The organism is Pseudomonas fluorescens HK44 (assembly GCF_000217955.3).
Lineage (GTDB): Bacteria > Pseudomonadota > Gammaproteobacteria > Pseudomonadales > Pseudomonadaceae > Aquipseudomonas > Aquipseudomonas fluorescens_AQ.
In genome coordinates this window covers 244543-260498 of the sequence record NZ_AFOY02000010.1, presented here as the reverse complement: position 1 = coordinate 260498, position 15956 = coordinate 244543, and the positions used below count along the sequence as shown (strand labels likewise).

The window sequence follows — 15956 nt, the reverse complement described above, 5'->3', positions numbered from 1 at the left end:
AAAACCCACTCACAGAAGATCAACAACTACTCGATGAAAATGGCTGCCGTACGATGGTGGGCAGCACCCACCTAAGCCAAGGCCTAGAGCTTTGGCTTCTCAGCCAAGGTGACAATCTTGAAGTAGTCGAACCGTCCACCCTGCGCGAGAAAATGGCAGCCACCGCACAAAAAATGGCGGCGCTTTATTTGAAATAATTAGAATACGACATAGCGTGTCGCACGTTGCGTAAAGACTCTTCTCCTACCAAATCCAAGGAGTCTTGACGATGAAAACCTACAAAGCCTTCATGCAACGCGTCACGCCTAACGCAGGTCCAGCGGCCAACTTCACCATCACTGTGCAAGCCATCACCTCGGCCATGGCCAAGGTGACGGCTGAAGCCCAATACCCCGGTTATAAATGTCTCAACAGTCCGGTACAGGCGCGCTGAAGCATGAAATATTTCAATGCGACTTTACGTCGCTCGTCCGGATTGACGCCCAAAGATTTTTTGCACGATGTTCACTGCTGTGGCGAAGACCATGAGAGTGCCAGGCAGGCAGTCGAAGATCAAAACCCTGGCTTTTATTGCCAAAGACTAGAGGCGTTTAACATCGCAGTTGTCGCCAACGACGAGAATGTTGCGCACGAATGGATCCGCCGAGTGCTAGCATTCTGTAACCCATACATGCCTCGCGGCGAAACCTATGCGGGCAACCTTAACTTTCAGAGCCTTACGGCAGACGAAGCAATCACTGCCTCAGACTTTGATGAAATTCATGTCTTGGATTGCAGCGAACTCTCTACCCTGCACTGGCAGTCTTTTTCCGACCTGACGAGTTGCATCGTCAACCTCCATCATCGGCAATCCTTACAACCAGTTTTTTATCCGCGTTTTAGAAATTTCCTCTGGTGCACGGAAGACGACGCCTGTGCTTTCTGGGGCTCTCTGTATTCCGTAATCGGCAGTCGCGGCGCCTTAAGTCTCAGCTGGGCAGCATATGCACGGTTGGCCTCGGGGTACGGTATTTGGCGGGGAAAAGTGATCCAATGCACCGACCCCACTGTGGCTATGCGGTTACTAGTGCAGGGGTTGGCGCACCAAAAAACAGGTCTGACGGTACTGATCATCGCAGCACCACAGTCGTTCACGATGGGGGACTTAGTCAAAGTGGACGATGCTGTGACTGAGGGTTCACCAATGGAGCGCAAAATACTCCTTACGGTATGGCCTACAGGCACTCGCCAGCGCTTTGGTCTTTCGTTGCTATGGTTCAGCCCTGAATGGCCGAGTGCGAACTCAGTGACACTCACTATTCCCTCTCGTACTGCCCATACGCTTACGCAGATCAGCGACCTGAAACCCAAGGATCACTAGTTAAAAGATGCATGTGGGAAAAGAGTCATACCGTCCGGCTCGCGCGGCTAATGTCTTGTGGGTAGTCGATAACTTCTTAATGTTTTTTCGAGTAAAAGTACAAACACTATATCCTTTCTCGAATAGCTGAGAAATACGTCAAACGCAAAGGCATCTATGCATTCCATTTCTAGTCCCATGAGTCTGGACCTCGTCATGATTTCCACGCTTGGGTGCGTCGTACGTATATCCATTCTGGCATTCAATGACCGAAGTAGCCGATGAGCAAACAAATCGACCGCCTTAGCGGTGACTTAGGCGGTCCGAGCTGACTGCCACGGGAGACTGCGCCCGCGCCCCGACAGCCCCAATGCTGGTCTATCTCAGGCGCCAGAAAACTCGTCGGTTATCTTACGTTCCCCTACATCAATGATGATGAGCCCAGGGAATCCGGGCGCCGCGCGGTTCGGCCGGCGCAAGTAAAGCGGCATTGTTTCTACCATCGTCAAGCGGTCCCGGCGCCATGTGATTGCCTCCCCGGTCCCGCCCGGCTTGCCCGATTGGGGCGGCTTGACGATGGCGATAACGACATGGGCACGTTGCACGATATAGGCGTTCTGCCGCCGATACCCGGCCTCGCACACCTCCTGTTCTGCACCAAGCGCAACGGGGTCTAGCTCCACAATTCGCTCGCACGCCACCTTGGCAATGTCGTCGGCGAGCGCACCGCGCACCTGGGGCCAGGTCAGGTCCTGGGTCGAAAGATCCAAATCGCCCACCGCGCCGTTGCACCATAGGCTCTCGAACTGCTCGACAACCGCTTTGATCGGCACGGCCTCGGTCACGAGCAGCCGATGTTGAACGTTATGGCTCAGCAATCCTTCCAGCATCGCTTTGGTTGCGATGAGATCGGCGCCGGGCGCCAACGCCGACAACAGCGTGATGTTATGTTCGGGGTGGGCGTCGAGCAGGCGCGGCACAATGGCTTGCAAGAGCGCGTCTCTGGCCCATTGCGCCTCCGCGCGACTGAGCGAGCGCGCCCCGATCAATCCAACCCAGAGGTCGAACCGAACCAGCCGCTTGCCGATTGCCGCCTCAGCCGTAATACGTGGCACGCGCGCCGCGTTCAATTCCCGGATTTGCGCCCTGTCCAGCTCTTTGGTTCCCTCCCGCAACTCGGCATAGGGGATCAGGCAATCATGAACCCATCGCGAATTATCACGAATCTTTCCGGGCCGCCAACCATCGAGCTGCCGGTCAGCGGCCCAGACGAAATGCTCCAGTATGGCCAATCGCTCAAGCGTGCCGTCTTGCGCAAGCAGGTCGAAACCCGCAAGCGCCACGGGTGGGCCAGGCGGGGTGACGCAACCGGCGCTCAACAGTTTCGCCACGATGTGGTCGGCGGGTCGACGATTGGCCTGACGGTAAGTGCGTGTCAACTCACGCCAGGGAACAAGTGCCTGACCGCCCTTCGACGGCTTTTGACCTTCCGCCTGCATTTGCATGAAAGCCTGCCGGTAGGCCTCGTGGATTTTCTCGGCGACCCGGTCACGTTCCTCGGCATATTCCCGCGTGCAGAGATGGGCGGAAATCTCGAACGGATGCAGCACCCTTGAAAAACGTATCTCCTCTTCGATCAGACGGGGAAAGCCCGTCAGGGATGCAGCGTGCTCGATGCCGAAAAAGATCGGGGCCATCCATCTTCCTGTGCGGCGGGAAGCTTCGCGCACCGCCAACGCCACAGGGAGCGTGTCGGAGCTGCGGTCACCCAGTACGATAATCGCCGTGATCGGAGCAGCTACCTCGACTTCGGCCATCAACGGCTCGTCGATGGCAATGACCCGCGGACCCGCCGCAACAAAGGCGATTTCTGCCACCGCCTCGATCCCGGGATACGATAGCAACAGCAGTTCGCGGTCGGCCTCCGTGTTGGCGCTCAGTATGGTGATCCGGGTTACACCAAGATCGGCCATTTGCCCGCTGCGCAGAATTTGCGCGACGACGCTGGCGCCGAGGCGATCGAAACCGAGCGTGACGATATGCATCCGGTGCTGACCCAGCAGGTCGGCCACTTCAAAGAATCGTGCTGACTCGCACAGCCTATGGGCGGCGATATCCTCGATCGAGAAGGCGTCTATCGGACCGTCCGTAGTGCCCGCGTCGAGGGCGCGCCGGACCAGAGGATCGCCCAGCGACACTTCGATCTCGCGATTTGTGTCGGGCTCCCGGCCGACCCGCTCGGCGATGACCTGCGCGATCGACAAGTTTCGCGAATCATCCCCAGTGGCAACAACGAAACGCGCGGCGCAGTGCAAACGAACCCGGGAAAGTGCACCAGGCTGGCGCGCGTCACCGATGACGAGCACGATGCCATGTCGCGCTGCAACGGCGTGGGAGGTTTCGCCTGGAGCGATCTCCAGCGCGACCACCTGGGCGCCACTGGACGCCGCTTCCAGCGCACGTACCTGCCCTTTCTCGCCGAAGCCAATGATCACCGTGTGACCGGAGAACCGCCACAGCCGAAAGCGCTCGAAGGGCTCCCTCAATATTTCCATTAACACCCGAATCAACAGCGCAATCGTTGCGGCAGGTCCGGTGAAGCGGGCAAACTCGACCTGCCAGTAGGGGTAGCATTCACTGACCCTTAGATTGACTTCCGAGAATTCGAACAGGGCGCCCAATCGGTAGAGGCGGCTCGAAACCGACTCTGCGCATTGTGACCCGATGCCTGGCTCAATGTGTGGCCCAATGCCGAAGAAACTCCAAGCGCCGAAAATCAGCGTCGCAACCCCCAGACCGATCAAGAACATCGTGAGGCGTCCCGACATTTTTGAAGAGGACTTATGGTTTTCTTCGGCGAGCGATAACATAGAACAACCTCGCGTAAGGGCCTATTTGTGCGGCCCCTGGAGTAGGGCTTTCGGCATTGTGCATCCCTGTTATAAGCTCGTTTGCAATGGCAACAACTGTAAGGTTCTCGGTGGACCAAAAATCCGTACGGCGATGAGGTGGTTTACCTCGTTTCATCTCCCAAAACTGCTGGGGTCATAGCCCTTCTCCGCTAAGCTCCACCGTTCGTCGTAGCAAAACGATCTACTGGCTGCTCCTGAAATTGAGACTAACGAACCGGCTGGCCATCGAGGCCGAAATACGATTGCTCGACCCGATTCCCCCGCTCGTCGTAGCGCGTGGTCATTCGGGCGACCCCTGCGTCCTTGCTGAGCGCCGGTTGACCATCGAGGCCGAAATACGCTTGCTCGACCGGATTCCCCCGCTCGTCGTAGTGCGCAGTCCATCGGGCGACACCATCCTTGCTGAGCGCCGGCTGGCCATCGATACCGAAATACGCGCCCTCGACCTGATTCCCCCGCTCGTCGTAGCGCGCAGTCCAACGGGCGACCCCTGCGTCCTTGCTGAGCGTCGGCTGGCCATCGAGGCCGAAATACGCTTGCTCGACCGGATTCCCCCGCTCATCGTAGCGTGCGGTCATTCGGACGATCCCTAAGCTCTTGCTGAGCGCCGGCTGGCCATCGAGGCCGAAATATGCGGCCTCGACCAGATTCCCCCGCTCGTCGTAGCGCGCAGTCACTCGGGCGACCCCTGCGTCCTTGCTGAGCGCCGGTTGACCATCGAGGCCGAAATACGCTTGCTCGACCGGATTCCCCCGCTCGTCGTAGTGCGAAGTCCATCGGGCGACACCATCCTTGCTGAGCGCCAGCTGGCCATCGAGGCCGAAATATGTGGCCTCGACCAGGTTCCCCCGTTCGTCGTAGTGCGCAGTCCATCGGGCACCCCTGCGTCCTTGCTGAGCGCCGGCTGACCATCGAGGCCGAAATACGCGGCCTCGACCTGATTCCCCCGCTCGTCGTAGCGCGCGACCATTCGGGCGACCCCTAAGTCCTTGCTGAGCGCCGGGTGGCCATCGAGGCCGAAGAACGCGCCCTCGACCTGATTCCCCCGCTCGTCGTAGTGCGCAGTCCATCGGGCGACCCCGGTGTCCTTGCTGAGCGCCGGCTGGCCATCGAGGCCGAAATACGCGGCCTCGACCTGATTCCCCCGCTCGTCGTAGCGCGCGGTAATTCGGGCGACACCATCCTTGCTGAGCGCCGGCTGGCCATCGAGGCCGAAATATGTGGTCTCGACCAGGTTCCCCCGCTCGTCGTAGTGCGCAGTCCCTCGGGCGAAACCGTCCTTGGTGAGCGCCGGGTGGCCATCGAGGCCGAAGAACGCGCCCTCGACCTGATTCCCCCGCTCGTCGTAGCGCGCGGTAATTCGGGCGGAACCGGTGACCTTGCTGAGCGCCAGCTGGCCATCGAGGCCGAAATACGCCTGTTCGATCTGATTCCCCCGCTCGTCGTAGCGCGCGGTCCTTCGGGCGACCCCGTCCTTGCTGAGCGCCGGATGGCCATCAGGACCGAAATACGCTTCCTCCAACTCATTTCCCTGCTCGTCGACCCGCCATGCCACGCGAGAGAACAAATTTTCATTGATATGGGGCTTACCACTGCTATCGACCCATTCCACGCTGAGCAAATTACCCGAAGCGTCGTAGCTGAAGCCCTCGCCAGCGACACCGGACTTATCGATCAACTCTTTTCCCTGCGCATCTAGATTGCGAATCTGAGTGATAAGGCCGACCTTGCCATAATCATAGCTGCGCCCATAAGCACCCAAGGCGTCGGGAGCGGTCGCACCGCCGCCCACGGGTTCGAATTCCCGGCGCTGAAGGCGCCCTTGCCTGTCGAAGACAAGATGGTGCTGGCCGATGCTCGATCGGTGCCTCTCAAGGCTGGGGGCGGACACAACCGCACCCAGTTGGCTTCCAGATGCCAGCTGGCGCTCGGCAACACCAAAACCATGGGCGAACTGGACGATCGCTTCCCGATGATCCTCAGCGTATTGATAATTGAATTGGCGCACTGGCTTACCCGTTTTATCCGTAAGCACGACCGAGGAGAGCACCGGCTCCGCTCCGGACGCCTTGGTCATATATCTGAACGTCCACTGCGCCACGCCTTTAGTCCAGGGCTCATCCAGAGCATATTGGCTGTTTGCATCCTGCCTATCCACCAAGGTGCCGGAGCCATTGACCTGTGTCAGTTCCAGCACGTGGTCGCCCTGAATACGAAAGCGATAACTAATGCCCCGCCCGGCCTGTTGAGTGGCGTCTAAACGCCCCACGCAAAACGGCACCTCCCAGCGTTGGCCGTAATTGGCACAGTATTGGGTCTTTATTCGCAGGTTTGCATCCCACCACCAAGCCCCGCCCAACCCTGTGACAAGCAACAGGGCGGCAGCGCCAGACAACTGGTTACGTAGCCTCGCGCGCCGGCGTTCGGCCTCGCGCTGCGCCAGATCGTCATAGCGGCAGCCGAGCAGTGCAGCGGCCAGGCGCAACACCGCACGACGTTCGGTTTGGCTCGCGCGTTCATCCTTGCGTGGACGAACGTCAGCCGCAATCGGCTCGACCTCCTCCCAGGCCATGCTCTCGGTCCCGTCTGTCTGTTTCACCGCGATCCGTCGACGCCGCAACTCTGGCGGGAAGGCTTCTTGCGGTTCGCCCGCAATGAGTAAGGGGATGATGCGATCCCCCTTGCCCATTTCCTGGAACAACTCAATCTCGCGGCGTACCCACTGAGAGCCGGGCGTATCCGGCGAGCAGACGACGATCAAGTAATCGCTTTGCGCCAACGCTGTTCTGATTTGATCGGAAAGATCGGAAGAGGCGGGAATTTCGTCTTCGTCACGAAACAACTGCCCTAAACGGCCCGGGTAGGCCTCGCGCAGAAGTGCCTTGGGCGTGCGGTAGGACTCCAGCTCGCGCAAAATGCGAATTGCCCAGCGCCGGTCGCGCGGCATGTGGCGATAGCTGATAAAGGCCGCATATCTTGGAACCTCCGCGTTCATTTACGTTACCTTCAATAAAATACGTTTTTCCTCGTGCACGTATCAATACGCGCCAAGGGTAATGTCCGTACCTGCGAGTTCGTTCAGCGTTCAGTTGAGAATAGTGGTGCGCTGAGCGTTCAGACAAAAAACGCATGCCTACTGGTCGTAAAACTTTGCTGAGCAGAAATAGGCTCCGCGCCTGATGTGCACTCAGGGAAATTCCATTTTGAGGTGGGCCTGCGATGCGCGAGATGGCCGAATTGATCGTCAAACTCAGACGGCGCTCACATTGGCTAGCTGGATGACGCCAAACTAGAGATATCTGGTCCAAAATAAGACTCTCGACCTGAGTTCATCAACGGGGCATGCTCACTTACAACTCATTCCAGAGCCTTATAGGGCCGTCCGAAGGATTGGGCTGAAGGCAAGCGGAGCCAACCAGTTCTCGCTTGCTAATATCCCCGACAGGCTTTACCTGAGGCAGTGCGCACATTCAGTTACCGAGTGCCCAGTCCAATCGCCCGATGGCCCCATCTGCCCGCCTGTGGAACCCACACCCACCCCTCACTGGCTCTCTTCTGCGAAGCAGGTACCGGGCTTTCGGCTGACCTGCTCCGCAGAAGGACCCAGGCCTTGTCGCATTGACTCGCGTCCCATGCCATGCGAAAAAGCTGATAAAGGAAGAGAAATATCAGACAGGATTGGTGCCAAAGACAGCGCGAAAAGGGGCCAAAAGCGGCGCGAACTCACATAAACGACGGCCGCTGTTTCGCAGAATTGGCTGGTGGCGTAGGCCCACACATAAGAACGGTGGGTTTTCTTCGAGCCAGGAACGAGCATCTGCACCGGTGTTTCATCGGCATGAATGACCTGCTGTCCGAGCACTACATCGCGCAACGCATCGACCAGAGGCTGTAACTGCACGCCCGTCACGCCAACCCATTGAGCCAAAGTTGAACGTGGAATCGCCAAGCCGGCACGACCGAAAATCGATTCCTGACGGTAAAGAGGCAGATGGTCAGCAAACTTCGCGATCATGACGTGGGCAAGTAGCCCGGCAGTCGGGATGCCCTTGTCGATGATCTGCGCCGGAACGGGTGCCTGGATCAGCGTTTCGCAGTCATCGCATACCCACTTGCCACGAACATGGCGTTCAACAGTAAACACGCCTGGCGTGTAGTCCAGCTTCTCGCTGACGTCTTCACCGATGCGTTTCAGTGCGCAGCCATCCGCGATTCTAGAAAGCGGCCTCTTTCTGGGAATCTATCTTCGAAGTTGTCGCGAATCATCTTCAGTTCCTGGGCGGTGGCAACGACTTTGTTCCAGGCTGGTAGAAAGCTGAAGCCCATAACCAGTGCTCGATGCTTCAAACGTTTATACAGCGGTAGCTTTCCCAAATAGGCCGCCAATAATAGTGCCTCCCTGAGAATGTTCTTTTGCGTCTCTCCAGAGCGATACAGTGCCAAGTCGGCGGCTCGTTCGTAATGGAAAAGCGCTGTTTCCAACTGGCCAGCGAGCACGTGCCAGCGACCTTCTAGGAATTCTAGAAAGTAGGCACTGACAGGCTCTGGTTCTTGAAGCAACATCTGGTGGCGGAACTGATCTAGGCCGTAACGCGTCCGGGCCTGGTCACCTAAGGCTTTGGAGGTTGTACGTTTCAACTGGTAGTCGAGCAGAAGCCCGCTTTCTACCAGTTTGCTTTTGTGCGCAGAGGCTTGAACATTCAGCGCTGCGAGTTTTCCCCCGATATCGTCAGGTGGCACATTGCCCAGTACCTCGCGCAGGATACAGTCACGCAGCTTTAGGTGAGCGGAGGCTGCTTCGTCGAATACCACCAAGACCCTGGCGATGATAAGCCACTCCGTGAAGGCCGTGACCAGTCGATCTCGCATGGGGAACACTCCCAGAAGTGTCCTTTGCAGCAGGCCGATGCGCTGAAGGGTTGGCAACTGCTGGCCATGGCGCCAACGCTGCATCAGTTCACGCCCGTTCTTGTTCTCATCAAGGGAGTTTGGGTACAGCAGGTGTCCTAGCTGATTGGTTTCAACACCAAGCTCCTGTTCCAGCCATGTGAAGGTAGCCGCCACAGGGTGTTGCTGATCGTTCAACAGCGCCGCGATGGGCGGGCTAGGAACGGCCTTCTGCATTTGCAGCAAGAAGGACGCCGCGAATGGTGCAAACAGAAGGCTGATGAGGGCTGGGAGGCTTTGCTTGCGGGTGAGAGCGTCCAGCTGAACGGTTTTAATCAGCGTCACGTAACCTCGGTGAAAGGTCTTCTCGGAATCCATCACGAAGTTAGTGAAGTTTTCGTTGCTCTTGGCGAACAGTGGCGTCTCTATCAGCTCCTCACGCAGTTGCGCCAGTAATTGCCAGTCAAAGTCCCCTTCCCTGGCCAACCGGTCTACCTGGCGGTTGCTGGCTTTGGTATCAAGCGCCTTAGCCAGGAGGCGGTAGCATTCGCCTAGGCGCGGATAAGGCGGGAGTGGGTCAATATCTGTATCAGTAGCAGTCTTCGGTATCATTGAGTAACTCCATTCGTCCTAATGGCATATGTGCATCCCTGCGTTAACCGTCCTGATTAATGACTACGCCTTCGGCCCTTGGCCGCGATTGCCACCGGATTTGACACCAGGCACCTTACTGGGCCAGTTGCCACCGGGGAATGGGGTGGGGCATGCCGGACGCGAGCTGCCCTTGGGGCCGTTATTTGAAGGTTGGCTGGAGCTGGGCTTCACCATGTGTTGGCTCGTGAGGGATGGTTGTTTGTGCATGTTGGGTCTCCATAAGAACGTAGCCCATATGGCTACAGTGCTAAAGGTATGGAGATGCCTCATAAAGTGCCCGCGCGCGGTTGGTCAGTTTTCCTGTACGGGGTTGCGGTGATGTGCAAAGCGGAACTGGTTAGCCAATGACTTTCAATCGGCCGATTCTGTTGAAAAAGTCGGTCCTTCCAGACTGCCCGCGTGCTGACTGCTGAAAACGCCTTTTTTGCGCGCAGCTACGCGAAATCTGAGCCCGGAATACTCTGCTCAAAGTAAAAATTTCAATCTCAAGCGCGTACTTTTCTGCCGTGGAAACCATGACCGACTTTTTCAACAGAATCGGCCAATAGCGGTCATTGGGCAGAATGTTGGCATTTTGCTAACTTCGCTTGGACTGCTGGCGAATTGACTCAAGTAGCCTAGGCTTCCGTTCATGTCGTGCCCCCGCGCCAGAACGGTTTGGACGGTAAGGAGCAGGTAATCATCAGCGTATAGGCAGGCCAACATGAAGAACTTCCTGATTGCGGGGCTTCTAGTCGTCACCACTACAGCTCACGCCACGTCGGAGCGAGAACAGTGCTACACGACTGCGGATTTGCTTCTTAATTTCGCGAAGGCCCGCGACGCTGGCATGCCGATTGAGGTAATTCAAAAAACCATTAAGAAGGGCATGGCAGGGCCGGGGCCGGAAGACAAGGACGCAAAAACCGAACGAGCCCTACTAAAATCAGCAGTGACGGTATACCAAGCGGACAACCAGACCCCAGCCGCCATCCACAATATCTTTCTAAGCGACTGTTTAAAGAATTTAGAAAACGCAAAGTAAACAACTGGAAATCACCATCGAACTGGACAGCTCGTCTGCCTTCGACTCGCAAGGTTTCACGGGAAAGGCTTTGCAGAGGCCACACAGGCCTTAGCCATATATGGTGATACCTGCGTTACACAACAAGGAAAGTATCATGAACTCCACTCTCAAATAATTATTTGTATTCTCGCCACAAGCATTTTAAGCGGCTGCGCCTCTACGATACTGGAGAGCAAACCATATAAAACATACTCAATTGGGAGCACCGTCACTGCCAGTGTGGGGATGCCATTCCTCGAGGTGTTGCCGCTGATGCGAAACTGCGCCAGTTACCGGGGCATCGCTGACCCAGCACCAATCGGCAAAAAAACAGTACTGGTAATGCTTCTCGATGAATCGGCTTGGGTCAGTGAAATTTCGGCAGCTGGATCAATTGGGCGCTGGCGACAACAACCAGCCATTTGCCCGTCGATCACTACGCAGTGTATCGATCCCTGACCAAGTTTTCGTTCGTCTACAGGGATCAAGTCTACGAGACGCTGGGGCTCTCAAAGAGCAACCCCAAGCATGGCCGCAAGCGAATTTGTGAGCCCCACGAGTTCCGGGCCAAGGTGCGTGATGGCGACCTGATCGAAACCAACAAAGACAAAAAAGGTATCCCCCAAGGCTCCCCCATCAGCGCCATGCTGTCCAACGTGTACATGATGGGCTTCGATGAGCAGATCCACGCGTATGTCGAATCCTGCGGTGGTGCCTACTACCGGTACTGCGATGATGTGCTGCTGATTGTGCCGCTGGAGAAGGAAACAGAGGCCAAGGCCTTAGTCGATCTACGCGTCAATGAAATTGGTCTGGAGATCCAGACCGCCAAAACAGAGACCTGCAAGTTCACGCGGTCGGCCAAGGGCTTGAGGTCCGACCGACCGCTGCAATACCTGGGCTTTATCTTTGATGGAGCCAACATTTACCTGCGCTCATCCTCATTGTCTCGCTACCAAGATCGTGTAAACAGGGGCATCGGGCTAGCGGGAAAATGCATGGATAAGGTCAATGCCAAGCGGATTGCCAGAAGGCAGTTGCCCCGCTCGATGTTCCTGAAGAAGTTGTATAAGCGGTACTCTTACCTGGGCCGGAGAAACTTCATCTCCTATGGCTACCGGGCCGCCAGGATCATGGATTCCCCCTCGATCAAGAAGCAGCTCAAGCCGCACTGGAACAGACTCCGCGAACGCATTTCTGCCGCCCAGGGTGAATGACAGCCTGTTGAAGGACGATGCTAAAGGCACCCAGCCAACTTAGCCGTGGCTAGAATTCCACCACCAAATTGCGGATACCCACCGTCTCGCAAAACCGCCCCAGCGCGGTCAGGCTCGCCCATGTTCTGATCGGCTCGCGCCGCGAGCGCACCGGCAACCAAAACCGGCCCAGCCGGGTACTCAGGCTCCAGCCCTCACCACCCGGCCCACGGCTGGCCCGAAACTCCCGCGCCGTACCGGACTCGATCAGCGCCACCAGGGTGTCCTGCTCCACCGCTTTTTTCATTTCTTCTGGTCCCAACCGCCCGTGCCCTGAGTACTCAGGCTAGCGGTCGAACCAGGCCTCAACCAGTTGGGCGCCTGCCGGTCGTCCAACGACCGGGGTCTTGGTCACCAGTCCCAAGGCGGACTGACGCCAGCAGCCCGACGAAAGAGGGCAGCGATTGACCATAACGGCAAATTACGCGCTGCCGCGTGAACTGCCGGGGGCCGCCTCAAGCGAACTCATTCGGCGCCTATCCAATCTGTTTGTTGAGGCAGGGCAGGCAGCCATGTGTTTTGACATGCACGGTATGTAGGTACACCTCAACCATTGATACCAGCTCGGGATCAGACACGGTCACCACCCCCAGAAAGGCATCACCTCCGAGGATACAAGCCGTTTGCTCAGGTGTATAAGAGCGCTCACTGAACCCATGCTTCGGAAAAGTTCGTCTGCCATCAAGCTCGACCTGCGGGGTTTTCACATGGTCCCATACTCGGTGATGCAGATTGTTTTTGGTCGCCTTGCCGATATAGATAATCTCGCCCTCCGGCGAGCCAAAGAAGTACACCCCGCTCTTGGAACCAATGCCATCACCGGTCGCGAGAAGGCCTAAGTTTAGTGGATCTAACCAGTCCCCTATGGCCGGTCTATTTTCGCCGAATGCGAAATTGACCGTGACATCGGAAAAGAGGCTAGGGAGGCTATGAATCAGGCTTTCTAGGGCGGCATAAGCTTGTTGAAAATTCAACGATTTCTCCAGGTGATCAGTCCAGGGCTGAGCGAACGCGGCGTAACGATTCGCGCCCATAAATGCCATTTTGCGAGACCGCGCTCTAACCTGTTCCACAGAGGACAACGCACTACGAGAGGCCGGAATGCCTACCTCTCGGTCAATTTCACGCCCACTCACATCACTCAAGCATTTAGAAACATCACCACTTCGATAGCGCGGAGCGGTGACACTGGGTAACCCATTTTTTCGTTAATCGAAGAGTGAAGGCCCGGAAACCGTTCGTCTTTTCGAAGCTCACTCAACTGGCCCAGATATTTCAAGTAAGCCCCCGTGTTGTTCACTCTGTACTGATGAGCCGCATGACCATGAATAAAGCGATAGATCTTCGAATCCCAAATAGCGAAAGCTTCGGGATTAACAAAGTGCAGCAGCTTGGACGCCCCTACCACCGAATTGTTGACTAGCGCCGCCAGCTCGGCCAATTCACATTGATTCAAAACGCCATTGACACGTGCTTTGTTGAGCAAGTTGGCTCCTTGCTGCAATGTCCGTTCAGCCGTTGGGTACAGATCCAAGATGGTCGGCATCCAGCCGTACACGATGTGCGCACCGCAGACAAAATCCCGCTCGGTTAATGCCGACTCTGTCTGTAATTGCGCGAGAATATGCGGGTAAGATCGAATGTAGGACTTCTTACGGTCTACCTTCGTTTGAGGCTCCAACAGAAATATGTCCTGCATTGGTTTGGGCTCCGGATTAACGTGAGTCGTGTTTAGATAAAGCGGGCTTAGAAGGGCAAATCAGCGGTGAGTCGAAAAAAATCAACCGCGACACAGGTTGTCGTCAAACGGCTTAGGCTAGGAGATCAACAAACAAGGAGCCTCATCGGATGAAAATCTATTCAGCTTTTATGCAGCGCGTTGTCGCCACCGCAGGCCCCCAGGCCAACTTCAGCATCACGGTGCAAGCCGTGACCTCAAACATGGCCAAGATCACCGCCGAAGCCCAGTACCCTGGCTACAAATGCATCAACGCACCGACACAAGTTCGCTGAGAGTACTTCTCGATGCAAAGCTGCGCCGCCCATTGGAGCGGCGCACCGTCAGCCCTACACGCTGTGGCGCGTCATTGATCCACTCTTAACCACCTTACAAAGTGTATTCACCAGCGACATCTCCTCCGGTGTCTTGCAGCGGATAGCCGTCAAGGCTGGACTGGCAATCACACAGGCCAAGGTTTTGGCTCGACTGACCGCTACATTCAAGCGGTTTTTCGAGTAGAGGAAACCAATATCCCGAGGTAAATAGTCTTCATTCGAAGTGGCCATCGAAACAATCACAATTTCGGCCTCTTGCCCCTGAAACTTGTCCACCGTCCCGACTCGGGCGCCTGCCGGCAGCTCCCGTTTGAGCAATTGCACCTGAAGGTTATAGGGTGCGACAACCAATATATTGTCCACGTCGACCCGATGCACCTCGCCGTCCTTATCTACAAAAGTTTGCTCCAGGAAATAACTGTAGAGGTCGCGGACGACAGCGGCTTCCTCCTCTGAGCTTTGGCTATTGGCGTCGTGCTCCACCGCACAAAAATACAGCCCGCAATCGGGTATCTCTGGACGCTCGCCATCCAGCACCAGTACTTGTCGCTCGGTTCCCGGGGCCGATATTAATTGTCCGTCGTACACCGCGTCAGAAATAAAGGAACACACCTCCGGGTGCATACGCCATGTCTGCGCCAGGAATACCCCGCGATCCATGGGAATCGTGGCCACGCCATCAAGCAGATAATCCAGAATCGAATCTCCTGAGCGCCCTGGGTGCACGCCCTTAATCGGCTGCGATAATTGCATCTGATCGCCCATCAGCACCAAACTGCGGGCTGACATCCCCATCGCCACGAGGTTGGCCACACTGACCTGCCCAGCTTCGTCAATGAACAGGTAGTCCAACGCTTCACTAAATGCTTCATCCGCGAACAGCCAAGCAGTACCGGCGACAAGGCGTGCTCCCGAGTTCCATGCGGCCAACAATTTGGGGTTGTCATCTTGGGACGTGATGCAGCGCCCGGCAAAACGACTCTCCTCAGCCCCGTGAGTGGACTTTTTCAAACCGACGAAGTTGAAACCAGATGCCTCAGCACAGGTTTCTATAGCTGCAAGCAAGTTGTTGATCGCGTGATGAGAGTTAGAGGTAATCCCGACGCGCTTACCAGCTTGCAGCAGATCAACTATCAGGTGAGACCCCGTATACGTTTTACCAGCACCTGGAGGCCCCTGAATGAACAGCACGCTATGGTTGAGGTTACGCACCACCTGCTTGACTGCATCGAGAGGATCCAGTTCAGCCGCAAGAAGAGCCGTCCCGGCTTCCAAGCCAATCACTCTGGGTGAGCGACGAAACAAAAAGTCTTCCACCGCTTGAAAATGCCCACCACCTGCCAGAACCGCATCGGCGTAGCGGAATAATGCTTCGCGGAGAACCTTAGTATTAATTGGCCCACCGGGTCCCATATCAAAGTCTTCGGGAGGTTGCCGCTCGGCAGTGGCCTTAAAGGTCGCCAATCGGTTTTCCATGTCCAATTCATGCAGAGTAATCGCGCTCAGTGTTTCGACCACCATTCCCTGCGACCCGATACGCAGCTTGGTCTCCTGCTCGGGGAAGCGGTATTGATAAAGGAATGAGCGCTTTTCCGGTACGGGTGGCTGTGTCGTGCGTGTCAGCCCAGCCAGGCTCTCGATATCCTCCCCTGGGCCTTGTAATCAACGGGTCTTCAGAAGGCCCACAGCCCGTCAGCAATCAATTCGAATAGATGCGCCCTCCCCGCGCTCTGTTCCGTTTCCCTAGCGCACAATCGGAAGTCCGGCTTTCGCTGCTTCCGTTTGTCTTCAAAGGCACGGCCCGCGTG

General features: G+C 56.6%; 14 protein-coding genes and 1 pseudogene. 6 read left to right on the top strand and 9 right to left on the bottom strand.

The features are described 5' to 3' along the window. From HK44_RS11445 to HK44_RS11435, 3 genes are all read left to right on the top strand, one after another. Positions 1–197: WYL domain-containing protein (locus HK44_RS11445; protein WP_019692624.1), on the top strand; the 197-nt coding region annotated here is incomplete at its 5' end. A gap of 71 nt (positions 198–268) precedes the next feature. Further along, positions 269–433, top strand: a complete 165-nt coding sequence (locus HK44_RS11440; RefSeq protein WP_019692625.1) for a hypothetical protein — start codon at positions 269–271, stop codon at positions 431–433. Positions 434–436: 3 nt separating this feature from the next. After that, a complete protein-coding gene (locus HK44_RS11435) occupies positions 437–1360 on the top strand; it encodes a hypothetical protein (RefSeq protein ID WP_019692626.1) in 924 nt (307 codons plus the stop codon). A 362-nt stretch (positions 1361–1722) separates the two neighbouring features. Here the strand turns inward: HK44_RS11435 and HK44_RS11430 are convergent, their stop codons facing one another. From HK44_RS11430 to HK44_RS11410, 5 genes and pseudogenes are all read right to left on the bottom strand, one after another. Continuing rightward, positions 1723–4209, bottom strand: coding sequence for a RyR domain-containing protein (locus HK44_RS11430; protein WP_080690608.1), 2487 nt, complete (start codon positions 4207–4209; stop codon positions 1723–1725). Positions 4210–4457: 248 nt separating this feature from the next. Next, on the bottom strand, positions 4458–4829 hold the full coding sequence (locus HK44_RS11425) for a hypothetical protein (RefSeq protein ID WP_141651697.1): 372 nt from the start codon (positions 4827–4829) through the stop codon (positions 4458–4460). A 95-nt stretch (positions 4830–4924) separates the two neighbouring features. Beyond that, a complete protein-coding gene (locus HK44_RS11420) occupies positions 4925–7246 on the bottom strand; it encodes a toll/interleukin-1 receptor domain-containing protein (protein WP_024264862.1) in 2322 nt (773 codons plus the stop codon). Between the two features lie 732 nt (positions 7247–7978). Further along, a pseudogene (locus HK44_RS11415) lies at positions 7979–8455 on the bottom strand (IS66 family transposase); the annotation flags it as partial. Next, positions 8443–9750 carry a hypothetical protein gene (locus HK44_RS11410; protein WP_019692629.1) on the bottom strand — a complete coding sequence of 436 codons (1308 nt, stop codon included), beginning with the start codon at positions 9748–9750 and terminating at the stop codon, positions 8443–8445. The pseudogene HK44_RS11415 and the gene HK44_RS11410, both read right to left, overlap by 13 nt. Before the next feature lie 745 nt (positions 9751–10495). Between HK44_RS11410 and HK44_RS11405 the strand changes: the two genes are divergently transcribed. Then, complete coding sequence (locus HK44_RS11405; RefSeq protein WP_019692631.1) at positions 10496–10816, top strand: hypothetical protein; 321 nt, start codon at positions 10496–10498, stop codon at positions 10814–10816. A 464-nt stretch (positions 10817–11280) separates the two neighbouring features. Further along, on the top strand, positions 11281–12054 hold the full coding sequence (locus HK44_RS11400; protein WP_242031552.1) for a reverse transcriptase domain-containing protein: 774 nt from the start codon (positions 11281–11283) through the stop codon (positions 12052–12054). A gap of 49 nt (positions 12055–12103) precedes the next feature. Here HK44_RS11400 and HK44_RS11395 read toward each other — a convergent pair whose 3' ends face one another. The 3 genes from HK44_RS11395 to HK44_RS11385 all read right to left on the bottom strand — a co-directional run bounded on the left by HK44_RS11395 (position 12104) and on the right by HK44_RS11385 (position 13792). Continuing rightward, positions 12104–12340: a hypothetical protein gene (locus HK44_RS11395; protein ID WP_019692633.1), complete on the bottom strand. Its 237-nt coding sequence runs from the start codon at positions 12338–12340 to the stop codon at positions 12104–12106. Between the two features lie 229 nt (positions 12341–12569). After that, positions 12570–13136 (bottom strand): hypothetical protein, encoded by a 567-nt coding sequence (locus tag HK44_RS11390; RefSeq protein ID WP_019692634.1) that lies wholly within the window; start codon positions 13134–13136, stop codon positions 12570–12572. A gap of 98 nt (positions 13137–13234) precedes the next feature. Further along, complete coding sequence (locus tag HK44_RS11385; protein ID WP_019692635.1) at positions 13235–13792, bottom strand: hypothetical protein; 558 nt, start codon at positions 13790–13792, stop codon at positions 13235–13237. Between the two features lie 149 nt (positions 13793–13941). Between HK44_RS11385 and HK44_RS11380 the strand changes: the two genes are divergently transcribed. After that, positions 13942–14106 carry a hypothetical protein gene (locus HK44_RS11380; protein ID WP_019692636.1) on the top strand — a complete coding sequence of 55 codons (165 nt, stop codon included), beginning with the start codon at positions 13942–13944 and terminating at the stop codon, positions 14104–14106. Between the two features lie 54 nt (positions 14107–14160). Here HK44_RS11380 and HK44_RS11375 read toward each other — a convergent pair whose 3' ends face one another. Next, entirely contained in the window at positions 14161–15669 is a 1509-nt protein-coding gene (locus tag HK44_RS11375) for a DEAD/DEAH box helicase (RefSeq protein WP_019692637.1), read from the bottom strand. Positions 15670–15956 lie beyond the last annotated feature (287 nt).

Coding starts and splice junctions, on each gene's coding strand:
- HK44_RS11375 (WP_019692637.1), bottom strand. CDS start 15,669: ATGGTGGTCGAAACACTGAGCGCGATTACTCTGCATGAATTGGACATG.
- HK44_RS11390 (WP_019692634.1), bottom strand. CDS start 13,136: ATGGCATTTATGGGCGCGAATCGTTACGCCGCGTTCGCTCAGCCCTGG.
- HK44_RS11410 (WP_019692629.1), bottom strand. CDS start 9,750: ATGATACCGAAGACTGCTACTGATACAGATATTGACCCACTCCCGCCT.
- HK44_RS11385 (WP_019692635.1), bottom strand. CDS start 13,792: ATGCAGGACATATTTCTGTTGGAGCCTCAAACGAAGGTAGACCGTAAG.
- HK44_RS11440 (WP_019692625.1), top strand. CDS start 269: ATGAAAACCTACAAAGCCTTCATGCAACGCGTCACGCCTAACGCAGGT.
- HK44_RS11420 (WP_024264862.1), bottom strand. CDS start 7,246: ATGAACGCGGAGGTTCCAAGATATGCGGCCTTTATCAGCTATCGCCAC.
- HK44_RS11380 (WP_019692636.1), top strand. CDS start 13,942: ATGAAAATCTATTCAGCTTTTATGCAGCGCGTTGTCGCCACCGCAGGC.
- HK44_RS11405 (WP_019692631.1), top strand. CDS start 10,496: ATGAAGAACTTCCTGATTGCGGGGCTTCTAGTCGTCACCACTACAGCT.
- HK44_RS11430 (WP_080690608.1), bottom strand. CDS start 4,209: ATGTTATCGCTCGCCGAAGAAAACCATAAGTCCTCTTCAAAAATGTCG.
- HK44_RS11435 (WP_019692626.1), top strand. CDS start 437: ATGAAATATTTCAATGCGACTTTACGTCGCTCGTCCGGATTGACGCCC.
- HK44_RS11425 (WP_141651697.1), bottom strand. CDS start 4,829: ATGACCGCACGCTACGATGAGCGGGGGAATCCGGTCGAGCAAGCGTAT.
- HK44_RS11395 (WP_019692633.1), bottom strand. CDS start 12,340: ATGAAAAAAGCGGTGGAGCAGGACACCCTGGTGGCGCTGATCGAGTCC.